We start from the raw sequence: 18,565 nt of genomic DNA, 5'->3' as shown, positions 1-18,565 counted from the left end.
AACGGGCATACCGTCTAGACGGCAAGCGGGTTTTATCCACTCCGTAGATGGCCGGATATACCGGACAATCCGTACGACAGGCGTATCAGTGCCTGCCGGGTTGCCGTCAGCGCATGCCGCGCAGGGCGGTCTGGAGGCGTTCCTGGGCGCGGCGGCGGCGTTCGTTGCTGGCACCGAGGATCAGCAGCAGGAAACCGACCGGGATCAACGCCAGCCACGGTCCGAGGCTGAACAACGCGTGCACCGCCGCGATGGCGGTGACCACCGCGCCGACGATCACCGGCGCCTGCTGCTGACTCATCGATCCGAAGACCAGTACGGCGACTGCGCCGAGCAGCAGCAACACCTGTCGCAGCGTGCTCGAATCGGTGGCCAGCACGATGGCCAGGGTGGGCACGAAGGCGGCCACCAACGCCGGCCCGTACGCCACCCAACTGCTCAGGTCCGCCCGCTGGCGCAGTTCGAGGACGCCGACCAACAGAGCGAGCGCGGCGAAGGGCAGCGTGTACGCCTCGGGCAGCGCCACGTGGGCGACCCGCATCAGGATCCACCAGGCGGTTACCTCGCAGCCCACCACCGCCCAGAACAGGATCCGGCGCTCCGCCGGCCGGCGACCGGGCCGGGTCGCCGCGAGCCCGAGAACCGCCCCCCAGGCGGCCAGCAGGGCGGCGATGTGCCGCGGCGAGTCGAAGGCCAGCGCCAGCGCGATCAGCGCGGCGGCGTACCCGCTCCATTCCACCGTCGCCGCCTCGCGTCGCGCCTCCGGGCGGCGCAGCCAAGGCAGCGTGGCGGCGAAGACCTGCAACGCCGCGCCCACCGCGAGCACCCCGAACGCGGACCAGACCGCGGCGAGCCCGGCCACCAGGCCTGCGGTGAGAACGAAGAGTTGTGCCATCAGGGAGGCGAACAGCCAGCCGAGGATGCGTGCTCGGGAGGTGACGCCGAACAGCGCCGCGACCAGGCCGACGCCGACTGCGCCGCCGAGGGTGAGCAGGGTCAGCTCCCGGGTGGCGAGGCTGCCGGCCAGGCCGGCCCCACCGGCGGCGAGGCCGATCACGAAGACCAGTACCCGGGCCAGCCGCAACGAGCGGGCCGGTTCCTCGATGGGCGGGGGTGGCGTCAGCGCCAGCCCCAGCATCGAGATGACGAACACCGCCAGCGCCGCGAGGGTGCTCGCCGGCCAACCACCGCCGAGCGCGATCGGAGCGATCAACAGGGTGATCGCGGTGCCGGGCAGGACCACCGGTACCGCCCGGGTACGCCGACCCCCGCTGAACCCGGTTGCCGCCAGGGCCGCCGTCACGGTGAGCAGCAGCGCGGTGAGCACATGTGCCGGGTTGACCGCGGCCGGCGGCGGGGTAAGCAGTTCCGGCGGTGGCCCCTGCCAGATCCGGCTGAGCGTACGGTGCGGGTCGACCAGCGCGGCCAGCAACGCCGGTGCGACGGAGACCAGCGCCAGCACAGTCGGTAGGGCGGCTGCGACCAGCGCTCCCGCGGCCGGGCTCACCCGCCACCGACGCCGGGTGCCGTCATCGGGCAGCCGCCGCAGCGTTTCGTCCAGCAGCACGGTCCAGCGGCGGAGCGGCTGTGCCGCGCCGGCCGGTGGTTCGGTCGCGCCCCGGACCAGTTCGGCGAGCACCCCGAGCAGGGCCGCGGCGGCGGCGTACACGCCGATCGGCAGATGGCTGGGTACGGCGGCCAGTGCGGTCACCGTCGCACCGCCGACCACACCGGCACTCGCCCACGGCAGGTACTGCGGAACCTGCCGGCGGAACGCGGCCACCGCGGCCAGACCGAGGCTGGACGCGGCCAGGCCGGCGGTCAGCATCACCTGAGGCGCGTGGCCGAACTCGGCGGCCACCGCGGCGATGGCGCCCGGCAGCGCCAGCAGGGCGGCCCCGGTGCCCGCGCCGCCGATCTGTGCCAGGTGTGGCGGCATCCCCTCCACCTGGATGTCGTCCACGAGGGGTTCGGCCGTGACGCGGGCCAGCGCCGCCACCACCGCACCGATCAGCACGATGCTGGCCAGAGCCAGCGCGGTGGTCCAGGGGCGTACCAGGCCGGCGCCGGCCGCGTGCAACGCGAGCACCCCGGCGACCGTGATCCGGGACAGCGCGGCCCGGGGGTCGAGGGAGGCGACGGCGGCCATCCCGAAAACGGCGGCGACCATGCCGCCGATCAGGACCGGCGACCACCACGACAGGTCGAAGGCGGCCGCCGCGCCGATGGCGGCCAGCACGACCGCGGCACCGGACACGTCATAGCGCCAGGGCGACGGCAGCAGGATCCCGGCGGCCAGCGCGAGCAGGAGCAGGGCGATCGGGCCCTGCCAGGTCGTGCCGCCGGTCGGCGCGGCCGGCCAGCCGCCGAGGTCACCGTGCCAGATCGGGCCGGGGGTGGCCAGCACGCCGACCCCACCGCGCAGGGCCATCCAGCCGGCCAGCAGCCCGATCAGCACGCCGCCGACCACCAGGCCGAGCACCGGCCCTCTCCGCCACTGTTCGGGCATCGCCCGGGCGGCCACCGCGACCACCAGGACCAGCGCGGCGGCGACGGCGAGTTGCCCGCCCGGCGCGAGCACCGTGCCGATCCGCAGCAGCGTGGCGACCAGGGCGGCGGTTACCGCGGCGGCCGCCAGGTCGGAGCCGTCGAGGGCCAGGTCGGCGCGTCGGCCGGCGTCGATCGAGGGGGCGAGGAAGAGGAGTACGGCGGAGACCAGCAACAGCGCGGCGACCCATGCGTCGGCCACGGTGGCACCCGGTGCGCCGAACCCGGCGGCGGCGACCACCAGCGCGCCGAGGCCGGTGCCCACCGACAGAGGTATCGGAATGTGCCGCTGGGACACCTGGACGACGGCGGCGTAGCCGAGTGTGACGCAGACGGCGAGGAAGCTCGCGGCCAGCACCGGCACAGTCGCCTCGCGCAGGCTCGCCGGGGTCAGCGTGGGGCCGGCCGGCAGGATGGCGGCGACGAACGCGGCCACCGCCCCGGGCAGCGCGAATGCCGCGCCGCCCGCGGCCCAGGCCGAGACGGTGTCCGCGGCGGCCGGGGCGAGCCGGATGCGGGGGGCGGCGGCGATCAGGGCACCGGCCACGACGAGGGCGCACAGCACGGCGGCGGTCAGCGCCGGCCGGGCCAGGGCGGCACCGGCACCGGCCAGTCCGATGCCGGCGGCGACCACCGCGTGCGCCAGTGCCGCTCGGAGTGTACGGGCGGACAGGCCGGTCACTCCGATCCCGATCGCGGTCAGCACCATCGGCCATGGCGCCACCGCCCAGGACAGGGCGAACGAGGCAGGTGCGGCGAGGGCGGTCAGGGCGGCGCCGGTCACCGCGAACTCGCGACGGATCTCCGGCGGCAGGGCCAGCACCGCGGCCACGGTCAGCAGGAAGGCGCTGGTGGCGAGCTGCCAGGCGGCCGGTCCCACCGCGGCGGCCAGTTGGGCCGGGTACCGGTCGAGGTCGGCGTTCCAGACCGGCAGGGCGGCCTGGATCGGGGCGAGCCCGGCGCGTAGGGCGCTTCCGGCGACCACCGCTCCGCTGACCGTCAGCGCCACCGCGGCGGCCAACTGCGGTCCGCGTCGGGCCGACTCCGGTACCGCGCGTACCGCCAGGCCGGTGACCGTGATGACGGCCGCGATCAGCAGCAGCGAGCGGCCGGGCAGCGCCACCGAGGCGATCCGGCCCAGGGCGCCGATGACGGCGAGGGTGAGCACGCCGGCGCCGATGTCGGGCAGGGGTGGCCAACGCAGCGCCAGCGTGCCGGCGAGACAGACGGCGGCGGCCAGCAGCAGCACCAGACCGGCGCTGGTCGCACCGGCCACGGTGGTGGTCTGCAACAGCGCGGTCACCGCGTACCCGAGGGCGAGGACCACGGCGATCCCGTGCAGCGCCCAGGTCAGCTCCCGCAGCCCGGGCACCGGACGCGTCGCTGCGGTCGCCGGGGTGCCGACGGTGGGTTCGAGCACCTCGCCGGACTCCTCCGGCGATGCCTCGGGCCGTCCCTCGGTCTGTCGCTGGCGGGGCGGGCGCGTCCGGCTGGGCGGGGCCGGGGTCGGCTCCTCGGCGAGCGGTCGCTCCACGGTGACCGGGGAGCGGGCCAGCCAGAGGTCGAGGAGGGCCACCACGGTCAGCACCAGCGCCCAGCCCGCCGGGCCGCTGACCCGGTCGTACGCCAGCAGTGGCAGCACCGGTTGGGCGGCCAGCACGGCGGCGAACCGCGGGGCGCGCAGCCGGGTCCAGCCGGCGTATCCGACGGAGACGGCGGCGGTGACCGCGAAGACCACCCCGGCGAAGATCGGACCGGAGACAAAAGGGTTGCCGCCGGTTCGGTCCACTGCCCACAGCGCGTACCCGGCGAGCGGCATCAGCAGCAGGCCCACCGCGGCGATGGTCTCGGCGGTGGAGGTCAGCCCCCGCCGGGCGAGGACCGGCGGGGCGAGCAGCATGAGCACGGTCGCGAGCAGGAGGATGCCGAGGCGGGCCAGCGCGTCCATCGAGCTGGTCGCGACCACGGCGAAGACCACCGCGGCCACGCCGAGCAGCAGCGCGCCGAGGCCGAGGGGGATGTTCTGGACCTCCCGGGAGGACGCCTCCGGCGGATGCTCGGGGTTGTCGGCCGCCAACCAGACGGGGTCGACCGGTGGTGGCGGCGGATCCTCCACTGTTTCCTGCCGGGGCACCCGGGGTGGCGAGGCCGCCGCGTCGGACGCCGGCCGGCGTGGTGGTCGTCGCCGCATGACGCGGCGGGGGCGGGTGGCCTGTTTGAGTCGTTCCTCTCCGCTGCTGCCGGCGTGCGAGAGGATGTCACGCTGGAAGATCGCGGCCTGCATCTTGGCGGCGAGTTGGCGTTGCTCGCTGGCGATGGCGGCCTCGCGGGCCTTCATCTCCGCGATGGACCGCTCGATCTCCGCCAGGTGATCGGCCCACTGTGGCTGGTGCGCACCGCAGCGCGGGCAGCGGACCGCAGGCTTGATCTCCCGGTCGCACGAGGAGCACTGAAAGGTCGCCACGACACCCCTCCACCCGCACTGTGGAATCCCACTGTCGCAGCATGCCCCAAGGCAAGCCCGGATTTCGACCGTTGTCGGCGGGTCAGCCACCCCCAGGAGGCAGGACAGAACAACGCGGATCAGCCGCCAAAGAAGTCAGCGCCGATCGGTGGCCGCGCAAGTCAGGTTTTCCGGGGGGAAGCCCGCCCGTGCAGGGATCAAGCCTGACCGCCCGGAGCGGGTGGGCTTCCCCCCGGAAAACCCCCACGCCAGCGGGATCAAGCCTGACCGCCCGGAGCGGGTGGGCTTCCCCGGAAAACCTCCACAACGGCGCGATCAAGGCCGCCCCAACCCCCGGTACTCCCAGCCCGCCTGCGTCCACAGTGCCCCTTCGAGGCAGTTGCGGGCGTCGATCACCCGACGCCCGGCGACCAGGTCGCCGAGGACGCTCGGGTCAGCGTTGCGGAAGTCCGCCCACTCGGTGAGCACGCAGACCAGGTCGGCGTCGGTGACCGCTTCGTTGATGCCGGGTTCGTAGGTCAGCTCCGGTACCGCCCGGCGCGCATTCTCCATGCCCTGCGGGTCGTAGACGTGCACGTCGGCGCCGGCCTTGTGCAGCAGCGCGGCGACGGCGAGGGCGGGCGCGTCGCGTACGTCGTCGGTGTTGGGTTTGAAGGTCGCGCCGAGCACCGCGATGCGGGTGCCGGACAGGTCCGGGCCGGCCGGCCCGGACCGGCGGCCGAGCAGTTCGGCGGCGAGGTGGAGCACCCGGGTACGCCGCCGCAGGTTGATCAGGTCGACCTCGTGCAGGAAGCGCAACGCCTCCCCGGCGCCGAGTTCCTGGGCGCGGGCCTGGAAGGCGCGGATGTCCTTGGGCAGGCAGGCGCCACCGAAGCCGAGCCCGGCCTGGAGGAAGCGGTTGCCGATCCGGGGGTCGTACCCGATGGCGCGGGCCAGTTGGGTGACGTCGCCGCCAGCGGCCTCGCAGACCTCGGCCATCGCATTGATGAAGGAGATCTTGGTGGCCAGGAAGGCGTTCGCGGCGACCTTGACCAGCTCGGCGGTGGCGAAGTCGGTGACCACCATGGGTACCTCGCGGTCCTCGGTGGCGGCCAGGTCGAACAGGCCCTTGTGCGCGGCGTACAGCATGCCGTTGGCCCACTCGCTCTTGACGCCGACCACGATCCGGTTCGGTCGCAGTACGTCGTCGACGGCGAAGCCCTCCTGGAGGAACTCGGGGCTCCACGCCACCTCGACGCCGAGATCGGCCGGGGTGTGCTTGCCGACCAGTTGCTCCACCCACTCGGCGGTGCCGACCGGGACGGTGGACTTGCCGACGATCAACGCCTTGCGGGTCAGGTGCTGGGCCAGGCTGGTGACCGACGCCTCGACGTACGACAGGTCGGCGCCCATCCCGTCGGCGCGCTGCGGGGTGCCGACGCAGATGAAGTGGACGTCACCGAAGTCGGCAGTCTCGGCGATGTCGGTGCTGAAGCGCAGCCGCCCGGCGGCCAGGTTACGCCGGAGCAGCTCGTCCAGGCCGGGCTCGTGGATCGGGACCTCGCCGGCGTTCAGCTTCGCGATCTTGTCGGCGTCGACGTCGTAGCCGAGCACTTCGTAACCGAGCTCGGCGTAGCAGATGGCGTAGGTCGCGCCGAGGTAGCCGGTACCGAGAAAGGTCACCCGGGGGCGGGAGGCGCCCGAGGGGGGTGTCACCGCGGCGATGGCGGGCATCGGCTGGGTGTTCGGGTACGGGATGGTCACGCCTGTCATCTCCGCTCGCACTGGCGCCGCGTGGTCGCGTCGCGTTCCGCTGAGGCACCTGGCGAGGCACCGCAGTGGTGGTCTATGTCTCTGGTCCAATCATCGCCGAGCGGCGTCGGTGCTCCGTCATGGCTGAGCTTACGCGCCGGTAACATCACCTGAGCTGTGGCCGTTATTCTTCAATCTGCGCGGTGGACGTCCAGGCGACGTTACCGACTGCGCATGATAGCGGTGAAGGGGAGGGGCCGACATGGCCGCAGAGCAGTCGTTCGACGTGTACCGGTTGCCCGAGGAGCATGAGGCGATCCGGGATGCCGTCCGTGAGGTCTGTACGGCGAAGGTGGCCCCGCACGCCGCCGAGGCCGATGAGACCGGCGAGTTTCCCAAGGCGTCATACGACGCCCTGCGCGCCGCAGATTTCCACGCGCCGCACATTCCCGTGGAGTACGGCGGCGCCGGGGCGGACGCGCTGGCCACCGTCATCGTGATCGAGGAGGTGGCCCGGGCCTGCGCCTCGTCCTCGCTCATCCCGGGGGTGAACAAGCTCGGCACCATGCCGCTGCTGCTGGCCGGCTCCGAGGAGCTCAAGCGGCGCTACCTGACCCCGGTCGCTGCCGGCGAGGCCATGTTCTCGTACTGCCTCTCCGAGCCGGAGGCCGGCAGCGACGCCGCGTCGATGACCACCCGGGCGGTACGCGACGGCGACCACTGGGTGCTCAACGGCGTGAAGCGGTGGATTACCAACGCCGGGGTCTCCGAGTTCTACACGGTCTTCGCCGTCACCGACCCGGGTGCCCGGTCCCGGGGAATCTCCGCCTTCGTGGTCGAGAAGTCCGATCCGGGCGTCAGCTTCGGTGCGCCGGAGAAGAAGCTCGGCATCAAGGGCTCCCCGACCCGCGAGGTCTACCTGGACAACGTGCGGATCCCGGCGGACCGGATGATCGGCGCCGAGGGCACCGGCTTCGCCACCGCGATGAAGACCCTGGACCACACCCGGGTCACCATCGCCGCGCAGGCCGTCGGCATCGCCCAGGGCGCGCTCGACTACGCCAAGGGGTACGTCGCCGAGCGCAAGCAGTTCGGCAAGGCGATCGCCGAGTTCCAGGGCGTACAGTTCATGCTCGCCGACATGGGCATGAAGCTGGAGGCGGCCCGGCAGTTGACGTACGCTGCGGCCGGCCGGTCCGAGCGCGGCGACGCCGACCTGACCTACTTCGGCGCGGCGGCCAAGTGCTTCGCCTCCGACGCCGCGATGGAGATCACCACTGACGCGGTGCAACTGCTCGGCGGCTACGGGTACACGCGGGACTACCCGGTCGAGCGGATGATGCGCGACGCCAAGATCACCCAGATCTACGAGGGCACCAACCAGGTGCAGCGCATCGTGATGGCCCGCCAGTTACTCAAGGACTGACCACCGTCTCCCCGCCCGGGTATGCGGCCGGGCGGGGTGGGCGCGGCGGCGTGGATCAGTTGACGGCATCGTCGCGCCGGGGCAGGTTGCCCGGCGGGGCCGACCACGGCGACGCGCCGCCGGTGCGGCGCGGCAGCGGCTCGGTCGGCGTCGGGTCCGGTTCCGGGTAGCCCAGGCTCAGCGGGGTGGTGTCCTGTTCCGCCGAGGCTGGTGGCCAGTTGATCAGGGTCGGATCCTGGGGCGCTGCCTCCGCGGCAGGCGTCGGCGCGGAGGCCGGTCCTGGCCAACGCCGCCAGCGCTGCCCGCTGAACGTCGCCATCAGCAACAGCACGCCGATCAGGAAGAGTGTGCCGTTCTCCACCGGCAGTCGCAGCGGCAGCGGGTCGCCGAGGAACTCCCAGCTCTCCGGGATGCGGTTGCGGACCCGAAACGGCGAGACGAACAGCCCGACGTACGGCGTGACCAGCAGTATCCCGGCCACCAGCGGACCGAGCGGCGAGATGCGCAGCGTGCCGAGCAGGCCCAGCACGATGCCGCCGACGGCGAGATAGACGGCCGGCTCGATGAGGTTGGCCGTGTTGGATGTGCCGATCTCCACCCACCGATTGACGGTGCCGGTCGATCCGTCCTGCCCGAGGGTGAGCAGCACCCAGGTGACCGGCGCCACCACCAGCCCGGCGAGGAAGCTCCACAGATGTCGCATCCGCGCACCGTACCGTTTCCGGCATGACCGAGCACCTCTCCGCCATGCCGGGCAAACCGACGTCGTACTCCCGGGTAACGCTCAGCAGGATCATGACCGCTATCGACGTGAACCTCTACGGGACCGTGCACGGTGGCGTGCTGATGAAGTTCATCGACGATGTCGGCGGGGCGGCGGCGGCCCGGCATAGCGGGGGTACGGCGGTCACCGCCGCGATCGACGAGATCGTCTTTTCCGAGGCGGTCCGGGTGGGTGACCTGGTGCACGCGTACGCCCAGGTGAACTGGACCGGGCAGACCTCGATGGAGGTCGGCGTACGGGTGACCGCCGAGCGCTGGGACTCCGCCGAGGAGGCGCCGGTGCGGGTGGCCACCGCGTACCTCGTCTTCGTCGGCGTGGAGGTGGGCGGCGCCCCGCGGCCGGTGCGTCCGGTGCTGCCGGAGACGCCGGAGGACGAACGCCGCTGGCGGGAGGCGGAGATCCGCCGCGAGCATCGGCTGGCCCGCCGCCGCGCCATCCAGGCGGCCCGCCGTGAGCCGCGCTAGTCGGCGCCTCGCCGTGAGCCGTGTTAGCCGGCGCCTCGCCGTGAGCCGCGCCATCCAGGCGGCCCGCCGTGAGCCGTGTTAAAAGGGGGCCCCTTTACTACCGCAGGCGTTAAAAAGGGGCCCTTCCTTGCTTCTTATGTGGGCCGGGCACATGCGCTGGCTGAGGTCGGCTGCGGAGAATGGCGCTTCGAGGTAGGGCAAGATGGCGCCGCGGCCCACCGCACAGCGCCGTGCCGGGCCAGGGGAGGAGTGGACCAGTGACTGACGTGCTGTGGACGCCACCGGCAGACGTGCTCCAGCGGTCGCGGATCGGGGCGTACCTGCGCTGGCTGGCCGAGCACCGCGGGCTGGAGTTCGCCGACTACGACGCACTGTGGCGCTGGTCGGTCACCGACCTGGATGCCTTCTGGCGCTCGATCTGGGACCACTTCGACGTCGTCGCGCGCACTCCGCCGACCGCCACCCTCGCCGGGCGGGGCATGCCCGGTGCCCGGTGGTTCCCCGGCGCCACGCTCAACTACGCGGAGAACGTGCTGCGGATGCCCAGCCGGGCCGACGACGATCCGGTGGTCATCGCGTACGGACAGACCCGCGACCCGGTGGTGCTCACCGCCGCGCAGTTGCGCGAGCAGGTCCGCCGGGTGGCTGCCGGGCTGCGCCGGCTCGGGGTCGCCCCGGGAGACCGGGTGGCCGCGTACGCGCCGAACATCCCCGAGACGTACGTGCTGCTGCTCGCCACGGCCAGCCTCGGCGCCGTCTTCTCCTCCTGCGCGCCCGAGTTCGGCATCCGCAGCGTCACCGACCGGTGGCAGCAGATCGAGCCCAAGGTGCTGGTGGCCGTGGACGGTTACCGCTACGGCGACAAGCCGGTGGACCGGCGTGCCGAGGTGGCCGCGATCCAGGCCGCGCTGCCCTCGCTGCGGCACACCGTCGGCCTCGGTTACCTCGATCCGGATGGTCCGGCGCTGGACGCTGCGCTGACCTGGGCGGAGCTGGCCGCGGAGACCGACGAGCCGGCGAGCTTCGCCCCGGTGCCCTTCGACCATCCGCTCTACGTGCTCTACTCATCCGGCACCACGGGGCTACCCAAGCCGATCGTGCACGGTCACGGCGGCATCCTGCTGGAGCACCTGAAGATGCTCGCCCTGCACCACGATCTCGGCCCGGCCGACCGATTCTTCTGGTTCACCACCACCGGCTGGATGATGTGGAACTTCCTGGTCTCCGGGCCGGCGGTGGGCGCGGCGATCGTGCTCTTCGACGGCAACCCGGGTCATCCCGACCTGGGCGCGCTGTGGCGGTTGGCCGAGCAGAGCGGCACCACGTACTTCGGCACCTCCGCGCCCTTCCTGCTGGCCTGCCGCAAGGCCGGCCTGGTACCGCGGGAGATCGCCGACCTCTCCGCGTTGCGCGGGCTCGGCTCCACCGGCGCGCCGCTGCCCGCCGAGGGCTTCATCTGGGTGTACGACGCGGTCGGCAGCGACCTGCAACTTCAGTCGCTCTCCGGCGGCACCGACGTGTGCACCGGGTTCGTCGGCGGGGTGCCGCTGCTGCCGGTGCACGCGGGTGAGATCACCTGCCGGGCGCTGGGGGCCAAGGTGGAGGCCCGCTCGCCGGACGGCACTGCGGTCGTCGGTGAACTGGGTGAGTTGGTGATCACCGAGCCGATGCCGAGCATGCCGGTGGGCTTCTGGAACGACCCGGATGGCGTCCGCTACCGGGAGGCGTACTTCGACATCTACCCCGGAGTGTGGCGGCACGGTGACTGGATCACCGTCAACTCGCGGGGCGGTTGTGTGATCACCGGCCGCTCCGACGCCACCCTCAACCGCGGCGGCGTACGGCTGGGCACCGCCGAGTTCTACTCGGTGGTGGAGGGGCTGGACGAGGTCGTCGACTCGGTGGTGGTGCACCTGGAGGACGACGAGGGCGGTGCCGGTGAGCTGCTGTTGTTCGTGGTGCTCGCCGAGGGGCTGACCCTCGACGACGAGCTGCGCCGGAAGGTCTGCCGCGAGCTGCGTACCGCCCTGTCCCCCCGGCACGTCCCCGACGAGATCCATCAGGTCCGCGCCGTTCCGCGCACCCTGTCGGCGAAGAAGCTGGAGGTCCCGGTCAAGAAGATTCTCACCGGCACCCCCGTCGACCAGGCCGCCGCCAAGGGCGCCCTGGCCAATCCCGAGTCCCTGTCAGCCTTCGCCGCCCTAGCCCACCACCGCACCCCCCACCCCTGACCCCCGCGCCCTCCCCTCCCCTCCGCGCCCTCCCCCTCCCCGCGATCTTGCACTTTTGGTCGGCGATACGCCTGATTCATTGGCTTTTGCGGCGACAAAAAGTGCAAGATCGCGGTCTCTTCGGGGCCAGCCTCGCTGGCGTGAGGGCGGGTGGGTTGTTAGGGGAGGGTGTGGGTGACTCGCTCGGTGGCGCGGCGGTCGGGCTGGCGGGCCGGGTCGGGGTGGGCGCACAGCACCAGACTGGCGCCGGCCGTGAGCGGAGCCAGGAGCCAGTCGACGGGGTCGGGCAGGGCGTCCACGTCGATCAGGAGGCGGGCGTTCGGGGCGATGCCCAGTTCGGCCGCGCGGGCCGTGGCCCGGGCCCGTAGCTCGGCGTGGCCCGGGCCACCCGGGGGGTAGGCGCCGAAGTGGTCGCCGTGAGCGCGTACCTCGGTCACGTAGTCGGCGAAGCCGGCCGGCACCTCCCGCAGCGGCAGCGCGAACGGGTGCAGCGCGAGGGCGTACCGGTCGCCGGCCGTCCCGGCGTCCGCCTCGGTGCTCCGGTCGACGGTGGCGAAGAGCACGTCCACGTCGCCCGGCTGGTCGGTCACCGTCAGCCCGGCCGACCAGCAGCCCAGCAGCACCGCAGCGGTCTGCCAGTGCGGCGGGAGCAGCACCGCGGCGGTGTCGCCGGGCCCGAGGCCCAGATCGTCGACGAGCAGGTTGGCGGTCTTGGCCACCCAGTTCGCCAGAGTCGCGCCGGAGAGCTCGGTGCGCTCGCCGGTGGCGTCGTCGTACCAGGTCAGCAGGGGGCGTGCCGGATCGGCCGCGATCGCGTCGGCGAAGACCCGGGAAATGTTGTCGGCCATCGGCGCGAACGATACGCGGCCCGCGACCGTATCCGATGACAGCGACAAGTCGGCGTACCGTCGGGTCGCAGTCAGCGTCCACATCCGGCTCCGGCGTAGGCTTGCCCGGAGTGTTCTTCCCCACAGCCCCGCCATCGCAAGGAGTCGCCCAGTGACCGCCGGTCGCCCGCCCCGCGTGCTCATCGACGCCACGAGTGTCCCCGCCGACCGTGGCGGCGTCGGTAGATACGTCGATGGCTTGCTCGGCGCCCTCGGTAAGGTGTGCGGCTCGGGGGTGGACCTGGTCGTCGTCAGCCTCCGCACCGACCTGGAGCGCTACCGCAGGATGCTGCCCGGCGCGGAGATCGTCCCTGCTCCCGCCGCCGTCGCGCACCGACCCGCCCGGCTCGCCTGGGAGCAGACCGGCCTGCCGCTGCTGGCCCAGCAGGTCGGCGCGGAGGTGCTGCACTCGCCCTTCTACACCTGCCCGTTGCGGGCCGGCTGCCCGGTCACCGTGACCGTGCACGACGCGACCTTCTTCACCGAGCCGGAGCACTACGACAAGTCCCGCCGGACGTTCTTCCGCAGCGCCATCAAGACCTCGCTGCGCCGTGCCAATCGGGTGATCGTGCCGAGCAAGGCGACCCGGGACGAGCTGATCCGGCTGCTGGACGCCGACTCGACCCGCATCGACGTGGCGTACCACGGTGTCGACCACACCGCTTTCCACGCCCCGAGCGACGAGGAGAAGGCCCGGGTCGGTGCCCGGCTCGGCCTCGGCGGCGGCAGCTACGTCGCGTTCCTCGGCGCCAAGGAGCCGCGCAAGAACGTACCGAACCTGATCCGGGGCTGGGCCCGGGCGGTGGCCGACCGGCAGGATCCGCCCGCGCTGGTCGTCGCCGGCGGCCAGGGGCACGACGACGACATCGACCGGGCGGTGGCCGAGGTGCCACCGCATCTGCGGCTGCTGCGCCCCGGCTATCTGCGCTACGCGGACCTGCCCGGATTCCTGGGCGGTGCCCTGGTCGCCGCCTACCCCTCGTACGGGGAGGGCTTCGGTCTGCCGATCCTGGAAGCGATGGCGTGCGCGGCCCCGGTGCTCACCACGCCCCGGCTCTCGCTGCCCGAGGTGGGTGGTGACGCGGTCGCGTACACCAGCGAGGACCCGGACCAGATCGCCACCGACCTGGCCGCGCTGCTCGACGACGAGCCGCGCCGGCTGTCGCTGGCCAAGGCCGGCTTCGACCGAGCCAAGGACTTCACCTGGGAATCCAGCGCCCAGGTGCACATCGCGGCCTGGTCCCGGGCGCGCGGCTGACGCCGCAACCGGGCGCCCGGTCCGGGCGGTTCGGGCATGATGTCCTGGTGATCTATGTCGTCATTCCGGCGGGTGGCAGCGGCACAAGGTTGTGGCCGCTGTCCCGGGCCGGCCATCCCAAGTTTCTCCATCCGTTCACCGGCACGTCCGCCTCGCTGCTTCAGGCGACGGTGCAGCGAGCAGCCCCGTTGACCACTCCGGAGCGGACCATGGTGGTCACCGGCGCGGCCCACGCCGCGGCCGTGGCCCGTCAGCTGACCGGCCTGCCGGAGGAGAACATCCTGGTCGAGCCCTCGCCACGAGACTCCTGCGCCGCCATCGCGCTGGCCGCGGCGGTGATCGCCGTACGGGATCCGGACGCCGTCATGGGCTCGTTCGCCGCCGACCACCTGATCGGTGACCCGCAGCGGTGGGTGGCCACGGTCCGGGAGGCGGTTCGCGGTGCCGAGCAGGGGCTACTGATGACGGTCGGGATCACCCCGACCCGGCCGGAGACCGGGTACGGGTACCTCCAGACCGGCGAGCCGGTCGGCGATGGCCCGATGCGCCCGGTCGTGGAGTTCAAGGAGAAGCCGACCGCCGAGGTGGCCGAGGCGTACCTGCGCTCCGGCCGGTACCTCTGGAACGGGGGAATGTTCGTCTGGCGGGTGTCGGCGTTCCTCGCCGAACTGGCCCGTCAGCAGCCCGCGCTGCACACCGGCGTCACCGCGATCGCCGCGGCGTGGGGCAGCGACGAACAGGACGACGTGCTCGGCGCGGTCTGGCCGACGTTGCCGAAGATCTCGGTCGACTACGCGGTGATGGAGGGCGCGGCCAGCGCCGGCCGGGTGGCGACCGTGCCGGGTGACTTCCGCTGGAACGACGTGGGTGACTTCCACACGCTCGGGGAGGTGTTGCCCGCGAATGCCGACGGCAACGTGCTGCTCGGGGGGGACGCCAAGGCCGAGGTGCTGCTGCATGACAGCAGCGGCATGGTGGTCGTACCCCAGTCCGGGCGGCTGGTGGCCGGCGTCGGCGTACGGGATCTCATCGTGGTCGACACACCGGACGCGTTGCTGGTCTGCCCCCGCGACCGCGCCCAGGACGTCAAGGCGATCGTGGACGAGCTCAAGGCGCGGGGGGAGGAGAAGCTCGTCTGAAGGCGGCCAGCCCGGGTGCGATGATCCGGGCGGTCCCGCCGGCCAGCGGGTCCGGTAGCCGGTCGGGCGGGAACCAGCCCAACGCCTCGGACTCCGGGCTGACCCGCTCCACCGCGCCCGCCGGCGCGACGACGGCGAAGCGGACGTCGTAGTGCAGCGATCCGCCCTGGCAGCTCACCGGGTGCACGTCCACGTCGATCGGCACCGGGTCGATGCGCAGGCCGGTGATGCCGGACTCCTCGGTGGCCTCGCGCAACGCCGCTTCGGCCAGTGTCCGGTCGCCCGGCTCGCAGTGCCCGCCGAGTTGCACCCACTTCTGGAACTTGCCGTGCAGGCAGAGCAGCACGCGGGAGCCGGTCGCGTCGATGACCAGCGCGCTGGCGGTGACGTGACCGGCCCGGTGTTCGCGGCTCATCGCCGCTGGTCCGGCGGCCAGCAGGTCGAGGGTGCGGTCCCGGGCGGTCGCGGCCTGCGGAACGGTCGGCACCCACCGGGTCAGCACCGACAACGCGTCGGCGTGCAGCATCGCCCAGGTGCCGCCCTCGGTGTTAGGAGGGGGCCCTTTTAATACACGAGGCGTTAACAAGGGGCCCTTCCTTTCACTTCAGAGGGCGAGGGCGGCGGCGGTGGGGGTGGGGAGGAGCTGGGAGGGGATGTTACGCGCCGCGAGGGCGGTGCGCAGGCGCTGGACGTCGGCGCCGAAGCGGACCAGTTGGACCGCCTCCACCGGGCTGGGTGGGGAGCAGAGCACGAGGGTGGTGGCCTCCGCCGGCCAACCGGGCACGGTGGCGACCAGGGCGGCGCGTTCGGTGTCGTCCGTGACCGGGGTGAAGACGGTGCCGGGCGCGACCACGTCGGCGACCGAGGCGATCGCCTGGCGCACCGCCTCCGGGTCGGGTGGGGTGCTGCCCGGCTGGTCCGGCAGGCTGGCGGCGGCGGCGAAGCCCGCCGCCTTCGCCTCGGCGGTGCCGAGCGAGAACAGGTCCATCGAGGCGTCCCGGACCAGAACCTTCGCCCCTTCGCCGTCGCCGGGCAGCGGCGTGGTCAGGTAGCCGCGGATCACCGCCACCGGCATCTGGTCGCACTTGCCCTTGATCAACTCGCCCGCGGCGGCCAGCTCGTCGACCACCGCCATCTGGGTCAGCACCAGCTCGTTGCCGTACGGGTCGACCTCGCCCCGGTGGTCGCGGATGGCGTCCATCCCGGCGACGCCGAGAGCCACGTCGGTGAGTCCGTTGCGCCAGGGCCGGCCCATGGTGTCGCTGATGATCACAACCACGTCCACGCCGTACCGCTCGCGTAGCGCGGCGCGCAGCGCCCGGGCCGAGGCGTCCGGGTCCTCGGGGAGCAGCACCAGCCGGGTCTTGTCGACGTTGGAGGCGTCGATCCCGGCCGAGGCCATCACGAAACCGTGCCGGGTCTGCACGATCCGGGTGGTGCCCCGGGCCGCCACCAGGCGGACGGTTTCCGACGCGAGTATCTCGTCCCGGGCGGCCTGCCGGTCCGGGCCGTCGGCCGGGACGTCCACCAACCGCCCCTCCGCCTTGGAGACGATTTTGCTGGTCACCACCAGCACGTCGCCGTCGCGCAGCCAGGGCGCTGCGGTGCCGATCAGCACCGCCAGATCGTCGCCCTCGGTCACATGGCCGATGCCGGGCACCGGCAGGATTTCGAGTCTCACATCAGCTCCACCGCGGCGCGGACCATCGCCGTCGTCGCCGCCTCGTCGGTCATCCACAGCGGCACCGCACGCACGGTCACGTCCGGCACCAGGGTGTCCGCGTCCTCCTCGGCGACCAGCCAGCCGTCGAGCAGGCCGCCGGTGGCCCGGGAGCCGTACAGTCCGCCGACCCCGGCGGCGCTGCACTCGACCCCGGCCACCGCCAGGCAACGGTCCGCCATGCCCCGCACCGGCGCACCGCCGATGATCGGCGACACGCCCACCACCCGGGCCGGACCGTCGATCACCGCCTCCCGCAGGCCGGGCACGGCCAGGATCGGCGCGATGCTGACCACCGGGTTGCTCGGCGCGACCAGCAGCACGTCGGCCGCGCCGATCGCCTCCGTCACGCCGGGTGCCGGCTTGGCCGTCTCCGCACCGACGAAGACGAACCGGTGGGTCGGTAGCTGCGCTCGGTGCCGTACCCACCACTCCTGGAAGTGGATCGCCCGCCGCGCGCCCTCGATCTCCGTGACCGCGTGCGTCTCCAGGCGGTCGTCGGTCGCCGGCAGCAGGCGTACGCCGGGCTGCCAGCGCGTCGCCAGCGCCTCGGTGACCTGGTGCAGCGGATAGCCCGCGTCCAGCATCGTGGTGCGGACCAGGTGGGTGGCGATGTCCCGGTCACCCAGCCCGAACCAGCTCGGCTCGGCCCCGTACGTGGCCAGTTCGGCCTTGACCGTCCAGCTTTCGTCGACCCGCCCCCAGCCCCGCTCCGGGTCGGCGCCCCCGCCCAGGGTGTACATGACGCTGTCCAGGTCGGGGCAGACCCGGAGCCCGTGCAGGCGCAGGTCGTCGCCGACGTTGACCACCGCGGTCACCTCGGCACCCACCGCACGGGCGTACGCCCGGACGCCCAGCAGGAACCGGGCGCCGCCGATGCCCCCGGTCAGAACCACGATCCGCATCCGCCCATCCTCGCCTACGTGACGCCTTCGGCGGCGCGTCGCGCGGGGAGACTAGGCTCACGTCGGCATCTGTCCGCTTTCGCCCTCAGGAGAGCACGTGACCAGCCCCGCCGAGTCCCCGCCCACCGACCCGACCCCGGCCAGCCAGGCGACCCGGCCGTTGCGGGAACTGGCCGCCATCGTGCTTCTGGGGGCGAACGCCGTTTTCCTCTTCGTCGGTCTGATCCAGCTGGTGACGCCGCAGGGTGCCTACAGCACGCTGACCAGTCGTGCCGGCGTCGCGTCCGCCGCCTTCATCGGGCTGGAGGCGGTCGTCCTGCCGGTGCTGGCCGTGCTCCTGGCCACCCACGTGGCGCCGGTCGTGCCGAGGGCGAAACTGATCACGCAGGTGGCACTCGGCGAGTACGCGTTCAGCGCGGTGGTCGGCGGGCTGGCCCTGCTGGTCTGGTTGGTCGGCCGACTGGCCGAGGGGCAGCTGTTCGTGGCCATGACGGGCATTCTCACCCGAGTCGCCTGGGCGGCGTTGTTCGCGATGGCCGCGTACCTGGTGTGGAGCGTCTGGCAGCGGCTCTACCACGTGCCCCGGCCCAAGCCGGAGCCGGGCCTGTACGGCAGCCCGCAGCCGGGCTGGCCGGGCGGCCCGACGCAGCCCGGCTGGAGCCAGCCCGGCGGTCCGGGCGGCGCCGGCCAGCCGGGTGCTTACGGCGCCGGCCAGCCGGGTGCTTACGGCACCGGCCAGCCGGGTGCTTACGGCACCGGCCAGCCCGGTGGTTACGGCGACCGGTCGGGTTGGCCGGCGGCTGGTCAGCCTCCGATGGCCGGCGGTCCGTCCGCGTCTCCGCACACCTGGCCGCCGCACGGTCAGCCGGCAGTGCCGCCGCAGCCGTCGGCGCCGGCCACGCCGCAGCCGTCGGCACAGGCCACGCCGCAGCCGGCCGCGCCGCCGTTCGGGCAGCCGGCCTCGGCCGACCCGACTCAGGCCATTCCGCGCCAGGGTGCTGAGCCGACT

At 72.8% G+C, this 18,565-nt stretch carries 13 protein-coding genes; 6 read left to right on the top strand and 7 right to left on the bottom strand.

The features are described 5' to 3' along the window. Positions 1 to 106 precede the first annotated feature (106 nt). The gene (locus Vqi01_RS28195) at positions 107 to 5,011 is read right to left on the bottom strand and encodes an SCO7613 C-terminal domain-containing membrane protein (RefSeq protein ID WP_204038180.1); all 4,905 of its coding nucleotides are present in this window, start codon (positions 5,009 to 5,011) and stop codon (positions 107 to 109) included. Positions 5,012 to 5,326: 315 nt separating this feature from the next. Next, positions 5,327 to 6,754, bottom strand: coding sequence for a UDP-glucose dehydrogenase family protein (locus Vqi01_RS28190; protein WP_204038179.1), 1,428 nt, complete (start codon positions 6,752 to 6,754; stop codon positions 5,327 to 5,329). 250 nt (positions 6,755 to 7,004) lie between these two features. On the opposite strand from Vqi01_RS28190, the gene Vqi01_RS28185 reads away from it, so the two are divergent. Continuing rightward, on the top strand, positions 7,005 to 8,168 hold the full coding sequence (locus Vqi01_RS28185) for an acyl-CoA dehydrogenase family protein (protein WP_204038178.1): 1,164 nt from the start codon (positions 7,005 to 7,007) through the stop codon (positions 8,166 to 8,168). A gap of 55 nt (positions 8,169 to 8,223) precedes the next feature. On the opposite strand, the gene Vqi01_RS28180 is transcribed toward Vqi01_RS28185, so the two are convergent. Then, the gene (locus Vqi01_RS28180) at positions 8,224 to 8,871 is read right to left on the bottom strand and encodes a hypothetical protein (protein WP_204038177.1); all 648 of its coding nucleotides are present in this window, start codon (positions 8,869 to 8,871) and stop codon (positions 8,224 to 8,226) included. Positions 8,872 to 8,894: 23 nt separating this feature from the next. Here Vqi01_RS28180 and Vqi01_RS28175 point away from each other — a divergent pair, with 23 nt between their 5' ends. Together Vqi01_RS28175 and Vqi01_RS28170 are read left to right on the top strand one after the other, a co-directional pair. Further along, complete coding sequence (locus Vqi01_RS28175; protein WP_204038176.1) at positions 8,895 to 9,416, top strand: acyl-CoA thioesterase; 522 nt, start codon at positions 8,895 to 8,897, stop codon at positions 9,414 to 9,416. A gap of 257 nt (positions 9,417 to 9,673) precedes the next feature. Then, a complete protein-coding gene (locus Vqi01_RS28170; protein ID WP_204038175.1) occupies positions 9,674 to 11,647 on the top strand; it encodes an acetoacetate--CoA ligase in 1,974 nt (657 codons plus the stop codon). Positions 11,648 to 11,805: 158 nt separating this feature from the next. Here the strand turns inward: Vqi01_RS28170 and Vqi01_RS28165 are convergent, their stop codons facing one another. Continuing rightward, positions 11,806 to 12,495 carry a TIGR03089 family protein gene (locus tag Vqi01_RS28165; protein ID WP_204038174.1) on the bottom strand — a complete coding sequence of 230 codons (690 nt, stop codon included), beginning with the start codon at positions 12,493 to 12,495 and terminating at the stop codon, positions 11,806 to 11,808. A gap of 151 nt (positions 12,496 to 12,646) precedes the next feature. On the opposite strand from Vqi01_RS28165, the gene Vqi01_RS28160 reads away from it, so the two are divergent. After that, positions 12,647 to 13,792: a glycosyltransferase family 4 protein gene (locus Vqi01_RS28160; RefSeq protein ID WP_204038173.1), complete on the top strand. Its 1,146-nt coding sequence runs from the start codon at positions 12,647 to 12,649 to the stop codon at positions 13,790 to 13,792. A 47-nt stretch (positions 13,793 to 13,839) separates the two neighbouring features. After that, the gene (locus Vqi01_RS28155; protein ID WP_204038172.1) at positions 13,840 to 14,931 is read left to right on the top strand and encodes a mannose-1-phosphate guanylyltransferase; all 1,092 of its coding nucleotides are present in this window, start codon (positions 13,840 to 13,842) and stop codon (positions 14,929 to 14,931) included. On the opposite strand, the gene Vqi01_RS28150 is transcribed toward Vqi01_RS28155, so the two are convergent. Genes Vqi01_RS28150 through cofD form a run of 3 tightly spaced genes read right to left on the bottom strand, consistent with a single transcriptional unit; the run spans position 14,900 to position 17,556 of the window. Next, the gene (locus Vqi01_RS28150) at positions 14,900 to 15,517 is read right to left on the bottom strand and encodes an NUDIX hydrolase (protein ID WP_372444455.1); all 618 of its coding nucleotides are present in this window, start codon (positions 15,515 to 15,517) and stop codon (positions 14,900 to 14,902) included. The genes Vqi01_RS28155 and Vqi01_RS28150 overlap by 32 nt on opposite strands. An 18-nt stretch (positions 15,518 to 15,535) precedes the next feature. Then, on the bottom strand, positions 15,536 to 16,612 hold the full coding sequence (locus Vqi01_RS28145) for a coenzyme F420-0:L-glutamate ligase (RefSeq protein WP_204038171.1): 1,077 nt from the start codon (positions 16,610 to 16,612) through the stop codon (positions 15,536 to 15,538). Further along, positions 16,609 to 17,556 carry a 2-phospho-L-lactate transferase gene (gene cofD, locus Vqi01_RS28140; protein ID WP_204038170.1) on the bottom strand — a complete coding sequence of 316 codons (948 nt, stop codon included), beginning with the start codon at positions 17,554 to 17,556 and terminating at the stop codon, positions 16,609 to 16,611. Before cofD ends, Vqi01_RS28145 begins: the two co-directional genes overlap by 4 nt. A gap of 97 nt (positions 17,557 to 17,653) precedes the next feature. Between cofD and Vqi01_RS28135 the strand changes: the two genes are divergently transcribed. Then, positions 17,654 to 18,565, top strand: a 912-nt coding sequence (locus Vqi01_RS28135; RefSeq protein WP_204038169.1) for a hypothetical protein, incomplete at its 3' end; no start/stop codon positions are given.

Origin of the sequence: Micromonospora qiuiae (genome assembly GCF_016863555.1) — a bacterium.
Classification (GTDB): Bacteria; Actinomycetota; Actinomycetes; order Mycobacteriales; family Micromonosporaceae; genus Micromonospora; species Micromonospora qiuiae.
Note: the sequence above shows the minus strand (reverse complement) of the source record. Positions and strands in the feature narration are given on the sequence as shown.